Origin of the sequence: Thermosynechococcus sp. GLH187 (assembly GCF_031583395.1) — a bacterium.
Lineage (GTDB): Bacteria > Cyanobacteriota > Cyanobacteriia > Thermosynechococcales > Thermosynechococcaceae > Thermosynechococcus.
Genome location: NZ_CP134175.1, coordinates 1,122,537 through 1,142,599, shown reverse-complemented (window position 1 = coordinate 1,142,599; position 20,063 = coordinate 1,122,537). Strand labels below are relative to the sequence as shown.

Below are 20,063 nucleotides of genomic sequence, written 5' to 3'. Positions count from 1 at the left end.
TTCAAGCCAAACACAGGAGCGATCGCCCCTCTTGAAGCTGCTGCAGTGCCCTCAAAAGATCACTCGTCAGTTCTTGGGCAGCACTTTTGGGGTGGGTAACATTGTAATTGCCCGTACTCAAGGGAGCACCAATGATCACCTTGACCTCGCTTCCCCACTGCGGATAGGGCTGAGCATAATCGAGTAAAATCGGCAGAATCTGGATCGCTTCTTGACAGCGCTGAGCTGCCTGAAGGGCTAAACGCGCCAAGCCCGGCTTTAGGGGATGAATCTGGCGATCGCGAAAGATATTGCCCTCAGGAAAGACCACCAAGGCCTGTCCCTGCCGCAGAAGTTCCACACCTGTCCGCAAGGCACTCACCGAAGGCGCTTGGGTATTGACGGGAAAACCACCACACTGACCAATTGCCCAGCCTTGCAGTCCCAGCATTTCATCGTGGGAGACCATGTAGTAGAGGTCGCGTCCACTCACCCGCCGTCCCGTCACATAGGGAATAATGAGCGCATCCCAACGGGAACGATGGGTGGGTGCCAAGATCACGGGCCCCCTTTTGGGTATCTGCTCCTGCCCTTGCACCTCAAGGGTACGAAAATAGCGCCGCAGGACAATATCCCCCACCAGACGGTACATCAGGGGAGTGAGGAGAGGCGAAATGTGGGGGAATGAAGACTTGACAGAATCTAGCATCAGGCGTGAAGAGTGAACCGGCTGTGACACACAAAGACTAGCCTCGGGCGATCGCCCCAATCTGGCTAGGGATGGCGAACCAGTTCGCAAATTGGCAAATTGAGTTCCAGTGAGTTATTGGCTTAGTTATTGGCAATACTCAGAATCCAAGTCCCGATATAACGCATCAGGGGAATATCGCCGGGGGAGCCAATGCGCGCATTGAAGTAGTACATCCCGCCATGATTGGGATTGCGCACATTGTTGAGGATCACTTGCACGGGCGTGCCTGCGGGAATGACCTCTGCGGGTACGATGTCAATGACGCGGTTATCGCGGTCAAGGGACACCTCCGCTAGTTCAATTTTTTGGCCAAGATTACGGCGGAATTGAAAAAAGCGATTCCCGCGATCGCCCCCCACCCGTACCTCGATACCCCTAGGATCAATAATGCCGTTGTAGTAATCGGGATAAGTAATGTTAATGCGATTAATCGCGACTTTTTGTTCACCCAAGCGCAGCCAGTAGCGATCGCCCATAAAGCCGGGCGTACCGTTTTCTAAATGGTACTGGAGTTGCTGCCGTCCACTGGGACCATCTCCCCAAGTGAAGGTAAAACCCTGATTGACTTGAGCTCGCACAAGGGCAGGGGTCACAAGACCAAGACTACACCCCAACAGAATCAGAACCGGTAGGAAACGCTTCACCATAGACAACCCTATTACGACACACCACAGATACCTGACTTTCAGACGGGGAGGATTCGCTCAACGTTCCCCTACGGATCAGTCTGCTTAGTATCCTAACGGCAAAGACTCACCATTGCGAAGAAAAACTAAACTTTATTGAGAGATTTTTACTTAATTGCTGGTTTGCTGCACCAACTGAGCAAAGAATCCCCCCCGGCTGGCGACACTGGAGGGGGCATCCTTATCGGCCATCTGTACGGCCACAATTTCTGAGGTGAGGACAGTTAACTTCTTGCCCACTTGGCGATCGCACGTCAGTTCGAGGACAGTCGGGGTGCCACTGGCCATCGCCTGCTGAATTTGCTGATAGACTGCTGTCGCTGCGGCACTTTCCTTGCGTTCAATGCTCACGGGCATGGGGACATGACGCAGAATTAAATCAATCGTGTACATTGCGTTCTTTAATCACTCAGGCTAGGTTCGTATATTCTTCACTGTAAAACGCTGTGGCCAGAAAATCATCGGTGACTCAACGTACTTGTCCACTGTTGGTGGAGCGATCGCAATAGGGGCACATCCACATAGGTGGTCCAGCCCACTTCACCGCGAATCACTTGAAAGGGGTAGTCGGGTTCCCCTAAGCAATCCAAGACAAGCGCTGCATCCCGAAAATCATGATCCTTGGTGTAGTCGGTGATCGTGATAATGGTCGCTAGGCGACTGGCGGTGGCTGCCTGAATCCCATTGGCGGAATCCTCAAAGGCAAGGCACTCTTGGGGCGAGAGGCGCATTCTTTCAAGGGTGTAGAAGTAAATATCGGGCGCAGGTTTCTTGGCGGGCACCACATCCCCAGCGGCAATCACCTCAAACCAACTGACGCCATCAGCAGCAAGGGCATTTTCAAGGAGTGCGGTGACATTGGCAGGGGTGGTTGTGGTGGCGATCGCCAAACGTAATCCTGCTTCACGGGCTTCAGTGAGCAGCCGTTTCACCCCCGGCCGCAGGGGAATCGCCCCTTCTGCCAATAGCTCCGTATAGTAGCGGGTCTTCGCCTTGTGCAGGTCGGCAATCAGGGCATCCAAATTTTGGGGACGTGGCCAATCGGGACGAAAGCAATCAAGGTAATACTTCATGCGCTCCTTACCCCCCGCCACCGCCAGCAGTTGACCATAGAGGGGAATATCCCACTCCCAATCTAGGCCTGCCGCAGCAAAGGCTTTATTGAAGGCAATGCGATGGCCATCCCGCTCAGTGTCCGCCAAGGTGCCATCCACGTCAAAAATCAGGGCGTTGAGGTGAGCCATAGAGGGTTTTTACTCTACCCCTTTTAGGGGAAAACTTAATGGAATGACTGTAATTTTACCAGTCGTGCTCGCACTGCCTGATGATTGCCCACGGGTTCACGGAAGTGCCAAGTTTCCTCAGGGCCAAGGCCATAAACCTGTACTGAAACGGCGCCGACCCGCTGCCCTGCCTTGTCAAAAAGTTCAAAGTCCGCCTGAATCATGCGCAAGTGCTCTTCACTGTAGTTTTTCAGAACGCCCACAATAAACGGTGCACCGCCCTCGATGTGCCACTTAAAATCGGCCATAGTGACGCCTTGTTGCGCAAGGGTACCGCCAATCAAGTGCTGCATGCGTTGCTGTTGCTGCCACTGACCGAGATGATAGCTAAAGATCACTAGTAAACTCACAACCCCAGCGGCGATCGCCACCACCCACGGAGCCGAGGAAGCATACACAGGGGCAGCTAGGGCTGGGTTGGGGGGGCGTAGATCAATGACCTCTTCCCAATCGGGTTTAGGCGAACCTTGAATGCGGCCAATAATTTTAATGCGAGCAATATCGTCGAGGTGAAACTGTCCCAAGCGGGATTTGAGGAGACCCACCAAGGCAGAATAGTGGGCAACGGTGCCGGGGGGTTTGTTCAAAACAATGTTTAATTGGTTGCGAAACTGGTTCACCTGCACAACAACGGCGTGTTCTGAAAGCACATCCTGAAGTGTTTCGCGAATTTGCTCAACTTGTAGTAGCCCCATGCCCGCAACCCCTACCCTGTGGCAACAGAATGACTGCTGGGAAACCTGTACCTACCGATGGTAAACCTACCGTTCTATGTGCCAGTGTACACAAAGTCCCAGTGATACCAATCTGTGAATTCACGGTATTTTACAGGTACGGTTCGCAGGCCGACAGCGATCGCAATGGCCACAACGCAATCCCCCTGCCTCAGTGGCAAAACCAAAGGCTTGGAGGAGAAACTGCCAGCGGCAGCCGCGGTGATAGAGAAACTCTTGCATCAACTGTTCTTGAGTGTCTTTGGGCGGCGGTGGCACCTGTGCTAAGGGTTGACGGCAATAGTGAAAAGGGTCTTGCCAGCGGAGTGCCCCCTGTTGATGCAGTAATGCTAGGGTCAGTTCCACCTCAGGAAAGTGTTGTCGCAGTTGCGGAAGATTACCCCTGAGGGGCAGATGCGTCTGAAGTGCCATGGCACGATTGTAAGTATCTTGACTTTGGCGCTGAAAAAAGTGCCAACGCTGTTGATCTTCGCGATCTAAACCCCAGCGATCGCTCACCAAGGCCAGTGCCTGTGCTGGTTGGCCATCTCGCCCAGCGCGTCCCACCTCTTGGAGGTATTCACTGAGTTGCAGGGGTGGCTGATAGTGGCAAATCCAACACACATTGGGTTTATTCACCCCCATACCAAAGGCATTGGTACAGACCACAAAGGGTAGCTTATCCTGCAACCAATCGCTCTCAATTTGGCGTCGCTGTGCTGCCGGCAGTCCGCCATGGTAAGCGGTGGTGCGGTACCCCTGCTCCTGAAGCCAAGTGGCCAAGGTTTCACAGTCGCGGCGAGTGCGGGCATAGATCAAGCCTGAGGTTCTGCCCTGCTGCTTGAGAAATTGCTGGAGACAATGGCGGCGATACCCCCGACTCCACACAGAGCGTACGGCTAAATGGAGATTGGCACGATAGGGGCTGTGAATGATCTGCACAGGCTGCTCTAGACCTAAAACCTCAATGAGGGTGCGTTGGGCATTGGGATCGGCGGTAGCAGTAAAAGCAGCGATCGCCAGCCGGGGGTGCAGCGGTTTACATTGGCGCAGGGCAGGCCGCACCGTTCCCAAGCGACGATAAACGGGTCGAAAGCGATCGCCCCACTGTACAAGGCAATGGGCTTCATCCACAATCAAGCCATTGAGTTGAATCGGTGCTGCACAGAGGCACTGCCAAAGGGGGGTGGAAAATAGGGACTCCGGCGAAAGATACAGCAGGCGGTAGTGGGTTAGGCGCGAGAGAATCTGGCGGCGTTGGCAGCTGGGCAGTTCACTATGATAGGCTGCTGCCGCAAGACCCCGTTGCCGCAATTCAGTGATCTGATTTTCCATGAGGGCAAGCAGCGGCGAGATCACCAGCGTCAATCCGCCCTGAAGCACTGCTGGCAATTGAAAACAAAGACTTTTGCCCGCTCCGGTAGGGAGGACAATTAAGGCATCCCGCCGTTGTAAGAGTGCCGTCATCACCTCTGCTTGAGGCGATCGCAACTCAGAATAGCCCCAGTATTGTTGTAGGGCGGCCTGTATGAGATCTAAATCGGCATCCGGCATTGCACTGGCTTAAGCCTTGATGAGAAGTCTCAGCGTTGCAAAAAGCGGCACAGTCTTCTGGGAACAGCAAGAGGAGTGAATTTAGAATAATTTTAAGCAAGAAATCCTAGGATGCCTAAGACCCTTTAGGCCTATCACTGTTGCCGAAGTGTAAAACGCTTATGGAGATGAACCTATGGGCATGAAATTTGTGCCGCTGGTGTGCGTGGCAATGTTGGCAGCGGTGGTCGCTCCGGCAACTGCCCAAAGCCGCCGCCAACCCATCAATCCCCAACAATTTCCTGTCAGTCAGCCCACCTTGCCGCAGGCTTTTGATCGTATTGATGGCAGTCAGGGGTACTGGCAAGATGATTCGATCGCTGGCGACGCGGCCTTTACGTTTGGGCTTCCCACCTATCGGGATAATGACATTGTGAATCGGGCACGGCGGATCAACTACGTTTCTACGGATGCGTGGTATCAGCAAAGCAATCAACCCCCTGTGCGCACCCGTGATCTTGATAGTCCCTTCTGTACCTCGATGTACGGTACGCCCTTTCCCTGCAATTTGATGGTGGAGTCGCCGCTGCCACCGCCGCAACAACCCTTCTTTGCCCCCCCACCCCCCCCAGCGGTGATGCCAGCTCCGCCGGTACGTGCCCTGTATTAAACGCAGTGAAAAACATGAAGGATTGGGGGCACTGCCCCCTTTTTTGGTGTTTAAGGGGCGATCGCCAAGGAAAAAACTATAGCATCCGCTATGCAGTTCCATTAAAATAGATTGCAGTGGTTAAAATAGATTGCAGTGGTTAAAAAGCATTAATAAATTTTTTCTTTTTCTTAAAAGTGTTCCCACTGAACCATTAGCGAACTTTTACTTTTCTGATTACGAGCGATCGCAAAACTTATCGTATATTTCTTTTTACCTTCTTTTTATCTTGTTACCTGTTGAAGGACTAGCTCTTGCTCCCTTGAATCCTGTCAAATTCTCTCCTATAGAATGTATAAAATCCATCGCCTATTCAAACTTCTATCAACGGTTCTTCTATTACACATACATCACTGATCTATAGGTTCTCCCTAATTATGCTTCCCCATCAAGAACGGCTCTCAATTTTTATCGATGGGAATAATATGTTCTATGCCCAGCAGAAAAATGGCTGGTTTTTTGATCCCCGTCGTGTTCTCGAATTCTTCACCCGTGATCCCAACATTGTATTGGTGAATGCCTTTTGGTACACCGGCCTCAAGGACATGCAAGATCAGCGTTCATTTCGCGATGCCCTCATTAACCTTGGCTATACGGTGCGCACAAAACTGTTGAAGGAATATTACGACGAGACCCTAGGCAAGTATTACCAAAAGGCCAATTTAGACATTGAAATTGTGATTGATATGTTCAACACCGTCGGTCAGTACGATCGCGTCGTTCTCTTTAGTGGCGATGGCGATTTTGAGCGGGCGATCGAACTCCTGCGCTCCAAAAACACCCACATTACGGTTGTTTCCACCGAAGGCATGATTGCCCGTGAGCTGCGCAATGCCACCGATCGCTACATTGATTTGAACGAAATTCGGCCCTTTATTGAAAAAACTGACTCGCAAAATCCCAACTAAAAAGCGCACCCAGCGATCGCCAGACGCGCAAGCAAATGAGGTGTTTTCTTAAGATGCCTAGAACAGGCCGAGAGTCAGCGACTTATCCAAGGGGAAAGCAGCACCAATCCCCAGCCATAGCGTCACCAATGTGCCAAAGAGGAAGACTGTCATGGCCACAGGACGACGGAAAGGATTCTGGAACTTGTTGACACTTTCAATGAAAGGAATCAGCATCAAGCCCAAGGGAATGGAGGCATTCATGAGCACCCCCAGCAGCTTGTTGGGCACCACCCGGAAAATCTGGAAGGTGGGATAGAGGTACCACTCCGGCAAAATTTCCAAGGGGGTGGCAAAGGGATCCGCTGGCTCACCGACCATGGCAGGATCCATCACCGCTAGACCGATCACAAGGGCGATCGTGCCCATAATCACCACGGGGAAGATATAGAGCAGGTCATTGGGCCAAGCGGGTTCGCCATAGTAGTTGTGGCCCATGCCTTTTTTCAGTTTTGCCCGCAGCGCCGGATTCGTTAAATCAGGCTTTTTCAAAACTTTTGCCATAAATGAATCGTTCTCCTAGAGGGTCAGCAAGGGGGGAGATTACTTGGAGCATAACAAGTGGAACCGCCGAAAAGAGCAGGCTCTGTTACATTTCTTGATGCTTGGCTTACAGGGGACCCGAAATGCCCTGCTTGCGAATCATCAGGAAGTGCATCAGCATAAAGACGGCGATCGACCACGGCAGCACAAAGGTGTGCAAGCTATAGAAGCGAGTGAGTGTGGCTTGACCGACACTTTCACCACCGCGCATTAGTTCCACCAGTTGATCGCCCACCACGGGAATCGCCGCAGGGATACCGGAAACGATTTTGACCGCCCAATAGCCCACTTGATCCCAAGGCAGGGAGTAGCCCGTGACCCCAAAGCTGACGGTAATCACCGCCAAGACCACACCCGTCACCCAAGTAAGTTCGCGGGGTTTCTTGAAGCCACCGGTAAGATAGACGCGGAAGACATGCAGAATCATCATCAAGACCATCATGCTGGCCGACCACTTGTGAATGGAGCGGATCAACCAGCCAAAGTTGACCTCATTCATGATGTACTGCACAGAGGCAAAGGCTTCAGCCACCGTCGGTTTGTAGTAAAACGTCATGGCAAAGCCCGTGGCAAATTGGATTAAAAAACAGGTGAGGGTAATGCCACCCAGACAGTAAAAAATGTTTACGTGAGGCGGCACATATTTGCTGGTGATGTCGTCAGCGATCGCCTGAATTTCGAGGCGTTCCTCAAACCAGTCGTAAACTTTGTTCATAACAGTGATTAGTCCTGCGAAACCGCTGCTTTACTTTGAAAAATGTAACATATGCCCTCTCAGACTTTCCATATTGAGTTACCGGCACTCTCAGGTTGATTGGCGCCACCGAGCGTCCGATAATAAAGTCTCAACAGCTTCAGGATGCTGACTTGGGGCTGTCTCCTCTGCTACCTTACTCACAACGACCGCTTGGGAGGCTTTGAGATGAATCTGTTGAAGAAACTCTTTGGTGCGATTTTTGGCCTATTGGGGGCAATCGCGAAACTCTTTGGTTTGGGCAAAAAGGGCGAGTTTTACATTGAATTAGATAAGAGCACGGCTGCCCCTGCTGCACCGCCAACCCCTACTAAAGCGGCAGAACCTGCCTCGACCCCTGAACCTGCTCCTGCTCCTCAACCCGCTCAACCCGTTGCCGCCGCACCCACCCCCGTTGCCACAGCTCCCGCAGAACCCACCCCCACCCCTGTCACCCCCAGTGTTCCCTACACCCGTTTTGCGCGGCGTCGTCCGGGGGCTAATATGGCTGCCTTCTTGAATATGGCGCGGCAAGTTCGTCCCTCTACCTAGGAAACCTCATCCACAGAGCATTGGATGTAAAGGGGCTGTTGATGTGGGAATGCCCCTTTTTTTGTGCAGGGTATCCTCTCTGCTTTTTTTGTGCAGGGTATCCTCTCTGCGCATTGCAAGATTCCCGCAGTTGCAGTAGCATGCTGACAAATTGTGAGGGTGTATAGCTATGGGTCAGAAGCCGTCAAGCGGATGGGCAGCTGCCAAGATTTTTGCAGGATTACTCCTCCTCTTTACCATTGGCGCCTGCGAGGCGGACACCACCACCACAACCCCAACGGGTGAGGGGCTGCGGATTGGCTCATTGTTGCCCTCAACCGGCGACTTAGCCTCGGTGGGAACCCCTATAGCTGAAGTTGTCCCCCTGCTGGTGGAAACGGTGAATGCCTGTGGTGGTGTTAATGGCCAGCCCGTCACGCTTATTGCTGCTGATGATCAATCCAATCCTGCCTCTGGGGCAGAAGCGATGACGAAGTTGGTGGAGATTGACCGAGTTGCCGGAGTCGTTGGTTCTTTTGGCAGTAGTGTCTCCAATGCCGCCGCCGATATTGCCACCCGCGGTCAAGTGATGCTAATTTCCCCCGGCAGTACGAGTACACTCCTGACTGAACGCGCCAAGAAAGGAGACTTTAACGGCTATTGGGCACGCACTGCTCCCCCCGACAATTACCAAGCCCAAGCCCTTGCCCAACTGGCCAAAGAACAGGGGTATCAACGAGTCGCCACCGTGGTGATCAACAATGACTATGGCCGCAGCTTTGAGCAGGAATTTACCCGCGCTTTCAAAGCCCTAGGGGGAACCGTGATCAATGAAGACCGCCCCACCCGTTATGATGAGCGGGCAACCACCTTCACAACAGAAGCCGCTGCCGCTTTTAGCGGGAACCCCGATGCGGTGGTGGCTATTTTGTATCCGGAAACGGGTAGCCTGCTCCTGAAATCCGCCTTTGAGCAAGGTCTCACCCAAAACGTGGCCATTCTCCTCACCGATGGCGTCAAGTCCGAAAGTTTCCCTGAGCAAGTGGGCCGTACTCCCGATGGCAAATACATTATTGCCGGTGCCAAGGGAACCGTTCCCGGCGCCGATGGTCAAGCCCTGAGTCGCCTGCGAGAACTGTGGCGTGCTAAAAAAGGGAGCGATCTGCCGGCCTTTGGTGCTCAGACTTGGGATGCCGCCGCGCTCCTTGTACTAGCTGCACAGGCCGCAGGACAAAATACGGGTGAAGGGATTCGCAGCAAATTGCGCGATGTGGCCAACGCACCGGGGGAAGAAGTGGATGATGTGTGCAAGGGACTGGCTTTACTGCGGGAAGGCAAAGAAATCAACTATCAAGGCGCCAGTGGCAATGTCGATATTGATGAAAATGGCGATGTTGTCGGGGTCTATGACATTTGGCAGGTCACTGATGACGGTAAATTAAAGGTAATTGGTCAAGTGAATCCCCAAAAACCCTAGGCATGGCAAGCACATTTTCCTTTGATATTGTGAGTGATTTTGACTGGCAAGAGCTGGTCAATGCAGTGGATCAAACGGAGCGAGAGATCAAAGCCCGCTATGACCTCAAGGATACCCAGACCACCCTTGAACTGACAAAAGAGGGACTGACAATTCACACCGATAGTGAATTTACGCTCAATTCAGTGCAAACGATTCTGCAACAGAAGGCGGCGAAGCGGCAGTTGTCTCTGAAAATTTTTGACTATGGGCCTGTGGAAGCAGCGGGTGGTCAACGGGTCAAACAGTTGATCAAATTGCGGCGCGGGATCAATTCAGAACTAGCCAAAGAGATTAGCAAGCTTATCCGCAATGAATTTAAGAAGGTGCAAGCCGCGATCCAAGGGGATGTGGTACGGGTCAGTGCCAAATCAAAGGATGATCTACAAGCAGTGATCCAGCGCCTGAAAACTGAGGATTACCCCGTGCCATTACAATTTACGAACTACCGCTAGGGGTTAAAGGGTCATGTTGGGGTCTGTATCGCTGGGAACGTTGGGGTTAATTGTCGGTTCACTGCTGACGGTGGTGGGAGTGGTGGCCTATGCCACAGGGAATGCCACCTTGAATCTAGCGGGCTTTTTCTACGGTGTGCCCCTGCTCTTAGGCGGCTTGGCACTCAAAGCGGCAGAACTCAAACCGGTACCCTATCGTGAAGCCCCAACCCCAGAGGCGATCGCTGGCCGTGCCCAAGCAACCCCCACCCAAACGCAAATCCGTAAGGATGTCACCCGTTATCGTTACGGTCAAGAAGCACACTTAGATAGCACATTGGCCAGTTTAGGTCTGAGTCCCTCGGATGCCGAGCGTCCTGTCTTGGTGGCGATCGCCGAGACCTTAACAGACGGTGCTTATACATTAATTTTAGAATTTGACTCCCCGGCGGTTCCCCTTGAGGTGTGGCAATCGAAGCAAGCCAAGATGCAGACATTCTTTGGCCCCAATATTCGGGTAAGCATGACGGATCAGGGAAACAACCGTGTGGCAGTGTCGCTGATTCGCGAGTAAGCCTGTGATCAACCCTGTTCCAGTTGCCTAAGATGATTGGTAAACCGTTTTGCCCTGAATTCAGGTGTTACGATAGCATCATCATTGCGGCATTCTAGCCTAAAGAGTAAGACTTTTTTGCAAGCAGTCTCCTCCTGACAACGCATTTTTGGAAACGGCGATTACGGCTATGGGTAAAGTCATTGGCATCGACCTTGGAACCACAAATAGTTGTGTGGCAGTCTTAGAAGGGGGGAATCCTGTCGTGATCCCCAGTGCCGAGGGTGGGCGCACCACCCCCAGTATTGTTGCCTTTGGCAAATCGGGCGAACGGTTGGTGGGTCAACTGGCGAAACGGCAAGCTGTCACCAATGCCGAGAACACGATTTTCAGTATCAAGCGGTTTATTGGTCGCCGCTGGGAGGAAACCGCTGAAGAACGGGGGCGCGTGCCCTATACCTGTGTGCCGGGTCGCGATGGCATGGTGGATGTGCAGATTCGCGATCGCACCTATACCCCCCAAGAAATTTCTGCCATGATCCTGCAAAAGCTGAAGCAGGATGCGGAAGCCTATCTGGGGGAACCCGTGACCCAAGCCGTCATTACTGTGCCAGCCTATTTTAGTGATGCGCAACGCCAAGCCACCAAAGATGCGGGGGCGATCGCTGGCCTTGAGGTAATGCGCATTATCAACGAGCCAACGGCGGCCTCCTTGGCCTACGGCATCGACAAGCAGGATCAAGATCAAACCATTTTGGTTTTTGACTTGGGCGGGGGCACCTTTGATGTCTCGATTCTGCAACTGGGGGATGGCGTCTTTGAGGTGCGCTCCACAGCGGGGAATAACCACCTAGGGGGCGATAATTTTGACGAATGTATTCTTGATTGGCTCTTGGCCTGTTTTAGGGAGCAGGAGGGGATCGATCTCTCGAAAGATAAAATGGCACTGCAACGCCTCCGCGAAGCGGCTGAAAAAGCCAAGGTGGAGTTATCGGGCACCCTGAGCACTTCCATTAACCTGCCCTTCATTACGGCTGATGAAACAGGGCCTAAGCACCTTGAAATGGAACTCACCCGCAGTAAGTTTGAGGAACTCTGCGCCCACTTGGTTCAGGCCACCCTCGAACCCATGCAGCAGGCGATCGCCGATGCCGGTTTGACGGTTCAAGAGATTGATCGGGTGTTACTTGTCGGTGGCTCAACCCGTATTCCTGCCATTCAGCAGTTGGTGAAGGAATTCTGTGGCAAAACTCCCGATCGCTCCGTTAATCCTGATGAAGCCGTTGCCGTAGGGGCAGCCATTCAAGGCGGCATTCTGGGCAAGGAAACAACGGTCAAAGATCTCCTGCTCCTAGATGTCACCCCGCTGTCTCTGGGGTTGGAAACCCTTGGCGGTGTCTTTACCAAAATCATCGAACGTAATACCACCCTCCCCACCAGTAAGACGCAGACCTTTTCCACCGCTACCGATGGCCAAACGGTCGTGGAAATTGCTGTCTATCAAGGGGAGCGCCCGATGGCAAAAGACAATAAACAACTGGCCTGCTTTGAGCTCACGGGCATTGCCCCTGCCCCTCGCGGCGTGCCGCAAATTGATGTCACGTTTGATATTGATGCCAACGGTATCCTGAGTGTGTCTGCCGTCGATCGCGCCACCGGTCGCCAACAAAGTGTGCGCATTACCAATCGCGGTGGCCTCAGCAGTATGGAAATCGAGCGCATGCGCCAAGAGGCAACGATTTATGCCCAAGCCGACCAAATCAAGAAAGAGATTGCCGAACTGCGCAACCAAGCCGATGCCCTGCTGTACAGCTATGAATCAACCATCAAAAACCATGGCATCACATTAACTCCCGATCTACGGGCACGGATTGAGCCGGTGGTTCAGAGTATGCAGGCAGCAATGGTGGATGACAATATTACCCCCGATGAAATTCGCAAGCGGATGGAAGCCCTGCAGCAGGCCTTGGTGACCTTGGGAACGGTGGTCTATCAACAAACCGCAGGCGGTTCCATGATGACCTCAACCCCGACAATGGGGGGTGCTACGATTAGTTCCCAAGCCACTCAAGTTTTAGATAGTGATGCCACAATAATCAGTGATAATGAAGAAACAGTTGTTTCAGATTATGAAGCGGTTGATTAATTTAGGTAACGGTGGCTATGGCTCGTGATTTCTATGAGATCTTAGGTGTCTCACGCTCTGCGGATGCTGAAGAATTAAAACGAGCCTATCGGCGCTTGGCTCGCAAGTATCACCCCGATGTCAACAAAGAACCGGGCGCTGAAGAAAAGTTCAAGGAAATCAACCGCGCCTACGAGGTGCTCTCGGATCCCCAAGCGCGAGCCAACTACGATCGCTTTGGTGAAGCCGGGGTCAGTGGCGTCGGGGCTGCTGGCTTCAGTGACTTTGGCATTGGTGACATGGGCGGCTTCGCCGATATTTTTGAAACCTTCTTTGGGGGTGGATTTGGTGGATTTACCAGCAGTGGGCGGCGGTCGCAGGGGCCAACCCGCGGTGAAGATCTGCGCTATGACCTCAAACTCGAGTTTCGCGAAGCGGTGTTTGGCGGTGAGAAAGAAATTCGCATTAATCATTTGGAAACCTGTAAAACCTGTCAAGGCACAGGGGCCAAACCCGGCACACGGCCAGTCACTTGTAGTACCTGTGGTGGCATCGGTCAAGTGCGGCGATCGGCACGAACCCCCTTCGGCAGTTTTACCCAATTGACCACCTGTCCGACCTGTGGCGGTTCGGGGGAAGTGATTGAATCTCGCTGTGAGTCCTGTGGTGGCCAAGGCCACATCCAAGTCAGCAAAAAATTGAAAATTACGATTCCTGCGGGGGTGGACAATGGCACCCGGCTGCGGGTCTCAGGGGAAGGAGATGCCGGTCTGCGCGGAGGCCCTCCCGGCGATCTCTATGTGTATCTGTTTGTCGAACCCGATCCTGAGTTTCAGCGCGAAGGCAACAACATCCTATCACGGATTAAAATTAGCTACCTGCAAGCGATTCTTGGCTGTCGGATTCCCGTGAGTACCGTGGATGGCGAAGCAGAACTGAAGATTCCCGCAGGCACCCAACCCGGTACGGTGTTAATCCTAGAAGGCCGAGGCGTCCCCCGTGTGGGCAATCCCGTGGCGCGGGGCGATCACCTCATTACCGTTGATGTCGAAATTCCCACCCATATCACCCATGAGGAGCGAGAACTGCTGGAGAAATTGGCCAAGATTCGCGGCGAGCGTATGGGCAAAGGCGGTCTAGAGGGCTTCCTCGGCAGCTTATTTGGTGGTTAGGGCGCGTTGCCTAAAATAGAAAAAACCGTTGGGGGCGCTGGCCATGCTGACTGAGGTTTTGACAGCACTGGATCAAGGAAATTTCCAACAGGCAGAAAAATTGCTGGCCACCTTGCCTCCTGAGGACCCCCGTGTCCTCCTGTGCCGAGGTCAACTCTATCTCAAGACAGAGCGGCTAGAGGAGGCGGAGTCAGACTTTCGCCAATTACTGCGGCTGAACTGTGGCCCCAAGCTGACGCAAATGGCTCGGCGCGGCCTTGAAAAAATTGAGCAAATTCGCCAACAGCAGCGGCAACAGGCGATTTTAGCAACCCATGCCGTGGTGGGAGTCGAGCAGCAGGGCCTTCTGGTTTTGGAGGGGGTGGCTGCCTCTGAGCAGCGGACGATCCTTGCCCGTCTTTTGGCCACCATGTTTAAGATTGACCCCTACACGGCGCGACTGTTGATTCCGTCGCGGGGCTGGCGTTTGATCCGCACGGGCAATTTTGCGGAACTCACCGTCTATTGCCAAGAACTGAAACAGCAGGGGTTTACCCTCTTTTGTGTCCCCTTTGAGGCACTGACAGCCACACCCGTCTTGCAGGTGCGTTATTTTGTGGCCTTGGAGCCACAGCCGCGTGTGGTGTGTACCAGTTCGCTCTCGCCAGAGCCAGTGGAGTTAACGTTTACTTGGTCACAGGTCAGCCAGCGGGTAGAGGGGTTGCTGCCGATTTTTGAGCAAGTGTTCGATCGCGATCGCCAAGGAAAAGTCACCCGTAAAGAACAAATTCAGGATCATGCCCAGTGCTGTGATCTTCACCTGTTTCAGCAAAATCAAATCCTGCGCTTTTATCGCGGCGGTTACCAGTTTCACCAAGGGATTCCCCTCAATCAAGTGGCAGAGGTGATCCAGAGTGATCTGGAGTTGGATCAAAATACCTCATGGGTGAAGTGGCGGCAGTTATCGAGTCTGTGGCAGCAGCACTGTGGCGATCGCCCCGTGTGGCAAGACTTTACCAGTTTTGCTGAAACTGCTTTGGACTTTAGCGAACTCCTGAGTAAAATTCCCCCCCACATTAACCTCTTTCGCCGTGAAGACAGTCCTTGGGATGCCGCCTTCATGCTCTACAGCAGTTTGGCCTTTCACCGTGACCGCAGTGGCAGCAACCGCTAAGCTAGAAACAGAAGTCTGCTCGTGCGAGTATCTGTGTTGCACCGACTCCAACAAGCAATTAAAAATGATCTCATTGCTGGTCTGCTGGTGGTGATCCCGCTGGCAACAACGATTTGGCTATCGATTTCTGTCTCCAGTTGGGTCTTGGATCTCCTCACCCGTATTCCTAAGCAGGTGAACCCCTTCAAAACATGGCACCCCCTGTTGGTGGATCTGCTCAATGTGGCGGTGGGGATTTTGGTGCCCTTAACAGGGATCTTGCTCATTGGCTTGATGGCACGCAATATCTTTGGCCAGTGGCTGTTGAACACAGGTGAGAGCATTCTCAAGCGCATCCCTTTGGCGGGCACCATTTATAAGGTGCTGCAACAACTCCTAGAGACAATTCTGCGGGACTCGCGCGATCGCTTTCGCCGAGTGGTGCTCGTAGAATACCCGCGGTCGGGTCTGTGGGCCGTGGCCTTTGTCACTGGCACGATTAATGGTTCATTGCAAACGGTCTTTTCCGAGCCAATGTTGAGTCTATTTATCCCCTCGTCGCCTAACCCCACCACCGGTTGGTATGTGATTGCCAGTGAGCGGGATGTGCGAGATTTGGATATTTCGATCGAGGATGCCTTTAAGCTGATTATTTCCGGGGGGATTGTTACACCGGGATCAGTTCCGACCTCGACCCTGCCCCCCGCCCCTGCGTCGTTGCGTTAAGAACTCGTTTTTGAGGATTTACCCATGATTACTGCTCGTCGTGTTGCCCGTGAATTGGCGTTGCTCAGTGCCGCTCAAGTGTTACGCCAACCGAAACTGCTCGATGAAAGTGACTGCCGCAGCTTGATCCTGATGGCGGTACGGACGCTGGCGAGTGATGTGCGCGATACCCTCGAACAGGCCGGCACTGAACTTAGTGAAAGTCAGCGACTGCTCAACCATAGCGAGTTTCAGTTGCCCCACCTCGAAAAGGCACAGATGGTGCTTCAAGATGCCCTCAATCGGGCGGAAAAGGGCTTGAACAAAATAGGTGCTGCCCTCGATTTACCCGAAATTCTCTACTTTGCCCATCAAGAGGAAGTTCAAGCCTACGCGATCGCCCTACTGCGCAGTTTGCAGCGACACCAAACGGAGATTCAAGAACTGGTGAATCGCTCAATGGTGGATTGGCAACTGGAGCGACTGACGCACTTAGATCGCGCCATTATTGAAATGGCCGTCGCAGAGATGCGCTATCTTGACGTGGCCAAGCCAGTGGCCATCAACGAGGCGATCGAACTGGCCAAACGCTACAGCGACCAAGGTAGTCATCGCTTTATCAATGGTGTGCTGCGGCGGATCAGTGAGGCCCTTGACACGGCTCAAGCGGCCACTGGTAACTGAAACGACTGCCACAATTGCTGCCGCCCCAATTCCACATCCTCAGGCCGACATTGCCAGTGGGGATGGGCACTCATCACTAAACTTTCGAGGGTTTCGCGATCAAAGAGATGCCAAACAGGGGCACCGGCAACAGGGTGGGCGATCGCCAAGAGATTTTCAGCCACGCAGTGAATTTCTAAACAGGTGGCTGCTCGCTGAATTTGCAACTGCTGCCCCGGTAGGAGTGATCGCACCGCCTCCATAATCTCCCGTAGTTCCGAGATGCTCTGGACACAGACCCCCGGAATGGCCACCCGCTGCTGGGGATCCCCATTGACTTGCAGCCAATAATGACGGCTGGGATCAATTCCCAGAAGCCAAGGATCAACATCATCTAAGCGATAACGGGGAGCCAAGGAGAGTCCGTGCATCATTTATCCATTTCCTAAATCACAGCATTGATATCTGGCGATCGCAAGGGATCACTCTCGTATATGTAGTGTGATAAGTCTCCTTTATTTGATCAATCAAAGTTAATAATGCTTAATCTTTTGCCCATAGTTGTTAACAAAGCGCCGTTTTGCCCCCAGCAAGATCACTGTTTTGTTGCGGCAGCTACAGTTATCCGAGAGAAAATGGTTAAAATGAAGTTAAGAATAGGTTAACCCCTGAGAAAAAGGATAGGTAAGCAATGAATAAATACGAATTTTTACATCCCTACAGCCGTTACCACGGTGAGTTTACACCCGAAAACTTTTTATTTGATGCCAACTTACAGGAGTTTGCGACCCGAGTGAGCTACATTTCCAGTCTCGAAAACAGTGGCAAGCTTTCCCCTCAGGAAGCCTATGAGCAAATTAAACGCCTTTGGCAAGAACTGAAAGCAACCAAAAAAGCGCTGCTAGATACGGCGCCCCCTAGCTAGGCTTGGAGGCGATGGAGTGTCTCCCGAATCAAGTCGGTCGGTACCTGATCAAAAATGTCCACATGGCCAATGGCGGTGGGGAGAATAAATCGCACCTGTTGCGCCTGAACCTTCTTGTCATGCTCTAGGAGTGCCAGCAGTCCCTCCACATCAAAGTAAGCCGGGATTGTGGTCGGCAACTTTGCCTTGAGAATCAATGCCCGTTGGGCAGCGGCGGCTTCTGCTGACCAGTACCCCAAGGCCACCGCCAGTTCCCCAGCGGCAATCATGCCAATGGCCACAGCCTCGCCGTGATTCAAAAGGCGATAGTTGCCCATACTTTCAAGGGCATGGCCAATGGTGTGCCCGTAATTCAAAATGGCCCGCAGTCCGGTTTCGCGCTCATCCTTGCTAACCACATCCACCTTCGCTTGGCAGGAACGCTGTAGGATTTGAAGCAACTGCTCAGCAGGCACAGCAGCCATGCGATCCAAACGCGGCAGCTGACTCAACAAATCAAACAGCTCAGTATCCCAAATCACACCATACTTAATCACCTCTGCCATACCAGCCCGGAATTCTCTGGGGGGCAGGGTTGCCAAAACATCGGGATCAATGACCACAAGACGAGGTTGATGAAAGGCTCCAATGAGATTTTTGCCTTGGGGATGGTTCACCCCTGTTTTCCCACCAATCGCCGCATCCACCATCGCCAAGAGACTGGTGGGAATCTGAACCACGGCAATCCCCCGCAGCCAAGTCGCCGCCGCAAAGCCCGTCATGTCGCCAATGACGCCACCACCAAGGGCAAAGAGCGTAGAACCCCGCTCTAAACGCTGACTCAGGGCAGCATCATAAATCTTTTCAACGGTTCTGAGGGTTTTGTAGCGTTCCCCTGCTGGGAGAATACAGGGGGTGACTTGCCAGCCCGCTTGCGTTAATGCCTCTTGCACATCCGTGCCGTAGTGCCGCCAAATTTGCGGATTGGAAACGATGAGGGCAGGGGCTTTCGGCGTCAAGGGCGTATATTCAGCCAACAGTGCAGGCAACTGCCGCCGTGTGTTGGCACCAATGGCAATTCGGTAGGCGTGCTCACCAAGGGGAACGGGAATCAGCGTCGTCATTGTCGGATTTGCTGGGGACAACTACATTAAGTATTTTTAAGTATTTTCAGTCATCACTGCCGGGGCGGGGAAAGGCCGGCTTCGCTTGCCAAGGGGCAAAAAACGGCAGGAGGAGAAGTGCGGGTAAGGCAGCGCCAATTGTAAAGAGAAAAAAGAGCGGCCACCCCATGATCTCTGCCGCTTTGCCCGCAGGGGCTGCTAGCACGTCTCGACTAAAGGCAAAAAGGCTAGAGAGCAGGGCATACTGCGTTGCGCTAAATTGAGGGTTGCAGAGGCTCATTAAAAGAGCCGTCAGAGCAGCGATCGCCAGTCCGGCACAGAAGTTATCAATACTAATGGCGGCCACCATCACCGTTGGATTGGCACCGGCATTGGCCAAAACAAAGTAGGAGACATTGCTAGAAGCTTGCAATCCCCCCATGATCCAAAGAGCACGGTGAATACCGATTTGACTGATGGCCGCCCCGCCGGCAAGGGCACCAACAATGGTGGCAATCAGCCCGACACCCCCTTGCACCGCACCAATTTGGGTTTGGCTAAAGCCCTGCTGCAACAGGAAAGGGGTCATCATGTTCCCTGTGAGCGCATCCCCCAAGCGGTAGAGGCAGATAAAGAGCAGAATAATCAGCCCTGTTCCCCAGCCGTAGCGCTGGAAAAAATCAAGGAAGGGGCGAATCACTGCTTGCGCCAATGAAGGAGGAGCCGGGGGATGGACTTCGGGTTCCGGTGCCCAAAGGGTCGTGACCATGCCCACGAGCATCAGCAGCGCCATCAGGACGTAAACCACGGGCCAAGGCAGTTGATCGGCAAGAATCAGGGCTAGGGAACCCGTGACCAAGAGCGCAATGCGATAGCCAAGGACGTAAATACCCGCACCCGCCCCCATTTCAAGGGGTTCTAGGACATCGGCACGATAGGCATCCACCGCAATATCTTGGCTGGCGCTCAAAAAGGCAATGGCGAAGGCATTCACTGCCAATAGCCGTAGGCTCGTACTGGGATCCTGTACCGCCATTAGGGCGATCGCCCCCAAGAGGAGCACCTGAATGAGCAGTAACCAGCCCCGCCGCCGTCCCAAAAAGGGAATCGTATAGCGATCCAGTAAGGGAGACCAGAGAAACTTCAATGAGTAGGGCAACCCCACGAGGCTAAAGAGACCAATAGCGGTCAAGTCAATGCCCTCAACGGTCATCCATGCTTGCAGTGTTCGGCTGGTGAGAAACAGGGGCAACCCTGAGGAAAAGCCCAGCAAGAGCAGTGCTGCCATTTTGCGACTTTGAAACACCCGTAGAGCTGCGCCGATTCCCGCCATTCATGTCGTTTCCCT

The 20,063-nt window shown here is 53.1% G+C and carries 23 protein-coding genes; 12 read left to right on the top strand and 11 right to left on the bottom strand.

The features are described 5' to 3' along the window. Position 1: 1 nt before the first annotated feature. From RHI63_RS05305 to RHI63_RS05280, 6 genes are all read right to left on the bottom strand, one after another. A complete protein-coding gene (locus RHI63_RS05305; protein WP_310743487.1) occupies positions 2–688 on the bottom strand; it encodes a 1-acyl-sn-glycerol-3-phosphate acyltransferase in 687 nt (228 codons plus the stop codon). A 122-nt stretch (positions 689–810) separates the two neighbouring features. Beyond that, entirely contained in the window at positions 811–1,377 is a 567-nt protein-coding gene (locus tag RHI63_RS05300) for a DUF2808 domain-containing protein (protein WP_206201389.1), read from the bottom strand. 150 nt (positions 1,378–1,527) lie between these two features. After that, positions 1,528–1,809 carry a hypothetical protein gene (locus tag RHI63_RS05295; RefSeq protein ID WP_206201388.1) on the bottom strand — a complete coding sequence of 94 codons (282 nt, stop codon included), beginning with the start codon at positions 1,807–1,809 and terminating at the stop codon, positions 1,528–1,530. 65 nt (positions 1,810–1,874) lie between these two features. Continuing rightward, positions 1,875–2,660, bottom strand: coding sequence for an HAD family hydrolase (locus RHI63_RS05290; protein WP_206201387.1), 786 nt, complete (start codon positions 2,658–2,660; stop codon positions 1,875–1,877). 35 nt (positions 2,661–2,695) lie between these two features. After that, entirely contained in the window at positions 2,696–3,394 is a 699-nt protein-coding gene (locus RHI63_RS05285; protein WP_206201386.1) for an FxLYD domain-containing protein, read from the bottom strand. Between the two features lie 120 nt (positions 3,395–3,514). Next, the gene (locus RHI63_RS05280; RefSeq protein ID WP_310821973.1) at positions 3,515–4,966 is read right to left on the bottom strand and encodes a RecQ family ATP-dependent DNA helicase; all 1,452 of its coding nucleotides are present in this window, start codon (positions 4,964–4,966) and stop codon (positions 3,515–3,517) included. Positions 4,967–5,141: 175 nt separating this feature from the next. On the opposite strand from RHI63_RS05280, the gene RHI63_RS05275 reads away from it, so the two are divergent. Next, a complete protein-coding gene (locus RHI63_RS05275; protein WP_206201384.1) occupies positions 5,142–5,615 on the top strand; it encodes a hypothetical protein in 474 nt (157 codons plus the stop codon). A 416-nt stretch (positions 5,616–6,031) separates the two neighbouring features. Next, on the top strand, positions 6,032–6,562 hold the full coding sequence (locus RHI63_RS05270) for an NYN domain-containing protein (RefSeq protein ID WP_206201383.1): 531 nt from the start codon (positions 6,032–6,034) through the stop codon (positions 6,560–6,562). A 57-nt stretch (positions 6,563–6,619) separates the two neighbouring features. On the opposite strand, the gene petD is transcribed toward RHI63_RS05270, so the two are convergent. Both petD and petB read right to left on the bottom strand, forming a co-directional pair. Next, positions 6,620–7,105 (bottom strand): cytochrome b6-f complex subunit IV, encoded by a 486-nt coding sequence (petD, locus tag RHI63_RS05265; protein ID WP_011056640.1) that lies wholly within the window; start codon positions 7,103–7,105, stop codon positions 6,620–6,622. Positions 7,106–7,211: 106 nt separating this feature from the next. Next, positions 7,212–7,859: a cytochrome b6 gene (petB, locus tag RHI63_RS05260; RefSeq protein WP_011056639.1), complete on the bottom strand. Its 648-nt coding sequence runs from the start codon at positions 7,857–7,859 to the stop codon at positions 7,212–7,214. Between the two features lie 207 nt (positions 7,860–8,066). Between petB and RHI63_RS05255 the strand changes: the two genes are divergently transcribed. From RHI63_RS05255 to nusB, 9 genes are all read left to right on the top strand, one after another. Continuing rightward, the gene (locus tag RHI63_RS05255; protein ID WP_206201714.1) at positions 8,067–8,429 is read left to right on the top strand and encodes a hypothetical protein; all 363 of its coding nucleotides are present in this window, start codon (positions 8,067–8,069) and stop codon (positions 8,427–8,429) included. A 169-nt stretch (positions 8,430–8,598) separates the two neighbouring features. Beyond that, entirely contained in the window at positions 8,599–9,885 is a 1,287-nt protein-coding gene (locus RHI63_RS05250) for an ABC transporter substrate-binding protein (protein ID WP_206201382.1), read from the top strand. 2 nt (positions 9,886–9,887) lie between these two features. After that, a complete protein-coding gene (locus RHI63_RS05245; protein WP_206201381.1) occupies positions 9,888–10,379 on the top strand; it encodes a YajQ family cyclic di-GMP-binding protein in 492 nt (163 codons plus the stop codon). 13 nt (positions 10,380–10,392) lie between these two features. Beyond that, on the top strand, positions 10,393–10,932 hold the full coding sequence (locus RHI63_RS05240; RefSeq protein ID WP_310821972.1) for a DUF2854 domain-containing protein: 540 nt from the start codon (positions 10,393–10,395) through the stop codon (positions 10,930–10,932). A 169-nt stretch (positions 10,933–11,101) separates the two neighbouring features. Next, positions 11,102–13,057 carry a molecular chaperone DnaK gene (gene dnaK / locus RHI63_RS05235; protein ID WP_206201379.1) on the top strand — a complete coding sequence of 652 codons (1,956 nt, stop codon included), beginning with the start codon at positions 11,102–11,104 and terminating at the stop codon, positions 13,055–13,057. Between the two features lie 17 nt (positions 13,058–13,074). Next, positions 13,075–14,208 carry a molecular chaperone DnaJ gene (gene dnaJ, locus RHI63_RS05230; RefSeq protein WP_302676564.1) on the top strand — a complete coding sequence of 378 codons (1,134 nt, stop codon included), beginning with the start codon at positions 13,075–13,077 and terminating at the stop codon, positions 14,206–14,208. 43 nt (positions 14,209–14,251) lie between these two features. Then, positions 14,252–15,361 carry a M48 family metallopeptidase gene (locus RHI63_RS05225; protein ID WP_206201377.1) on the top strand — a complete coding sequence of 370 codons (1,110 nt, stop codon included), beginning with the start codon at positions 14,252–14,254 and terminating at the stop codon, positions 15,359–15,361. Between the two features lie 33 nt (positions 15,362–15,394). After that, positions 15,395–16,066 carry a DUF502 domain-containing protein gene (locus tag RHI63_RS05220; protein WP_206201376.1) on the top strand — a complete coding sequence of 224 codons (672 nt, stop codon included), beginning with the start codon at positions 15,395–15,397 and terminating at the stop codon, positions 16,064–16,066. A gap of 24 nt (positions 16,067–16,090) precedes the next feature. Next, complete coding sequence (nusB, locus tag RHI63_RS05215) at positions 16,091–16,729, top strand: transcription antitermination factor NusB (protein ID WP_206201375.1); 639 nt, start codon at positions 16,091–16,093, stop codon at positions 16,727–16,729. Here nusB and RHI63_RS05210 read toward each other — a convergent pair. Then, positions 16,708–17,142 (bottom strand): hypothetical protein, encoded by a 435-nt coding sequence (locus RHI63_RS05210; protein WP_206201374.1) that lies wholly within the window; start codon positions 17,140–17,142, stop codon positions 16,708–16,710. The two genes, nusB and RHI63_RS05210, sit on opposite strands and share 22 nt — an antisense overlap. Positions 17,143–17,399: 257 nt before the next feature. On the opposite strand from RHI63_RS05210, the gene RHI63_RS05205 reads away from it, so the two are divergent. Further along, on the top strand, positions 17,400–17,633 hold the full coding sequence (locus tag RHI63_RS05205; RefSeq protein ID WP_206201373.1) for a hypothetical protein: 234 nt from the start codon (positions 17,400–17,402) through the stop codon (positions 17,631–17,633). On the opposite strand, the gene aroB is transcribed toward RHI63_RS05205, so the two are convergent. Together aroB and RHI63_RS05195 are read right to left on the bottom strand one after the other, a co-directional pair. Further along, positions 17,630–18,736, bottom strand: coding sequence for a 3-dehydroquinate synthase (gene aroB / locus RHI63_RS05200; protein WP_310821970.1), 1,107 nt, complete (start codon positions 18,734–18,736; stop codon positions 17,630–17,632). The two genes, RHI63_RS05205 and aroB, sit on opposite strands and share 4 nt — an antisense overlap. A gap of 46 nt (positions 18,737–18,782) precedes the next feature. Next, positions 18,783–20,048: an AmpG family muropeptide MFS transporter gene (locus RHI63_RS05195; RefSeq protein ID WP_206201371.1), complete on the bottom strand. Its 1,266-nt coding sequence runs from the start codon at positions 20,046–20,048 to the stop codon at positions 18,783–18,785. Positions 20,049–20,063: the final 15 nt, after the last annotated feature.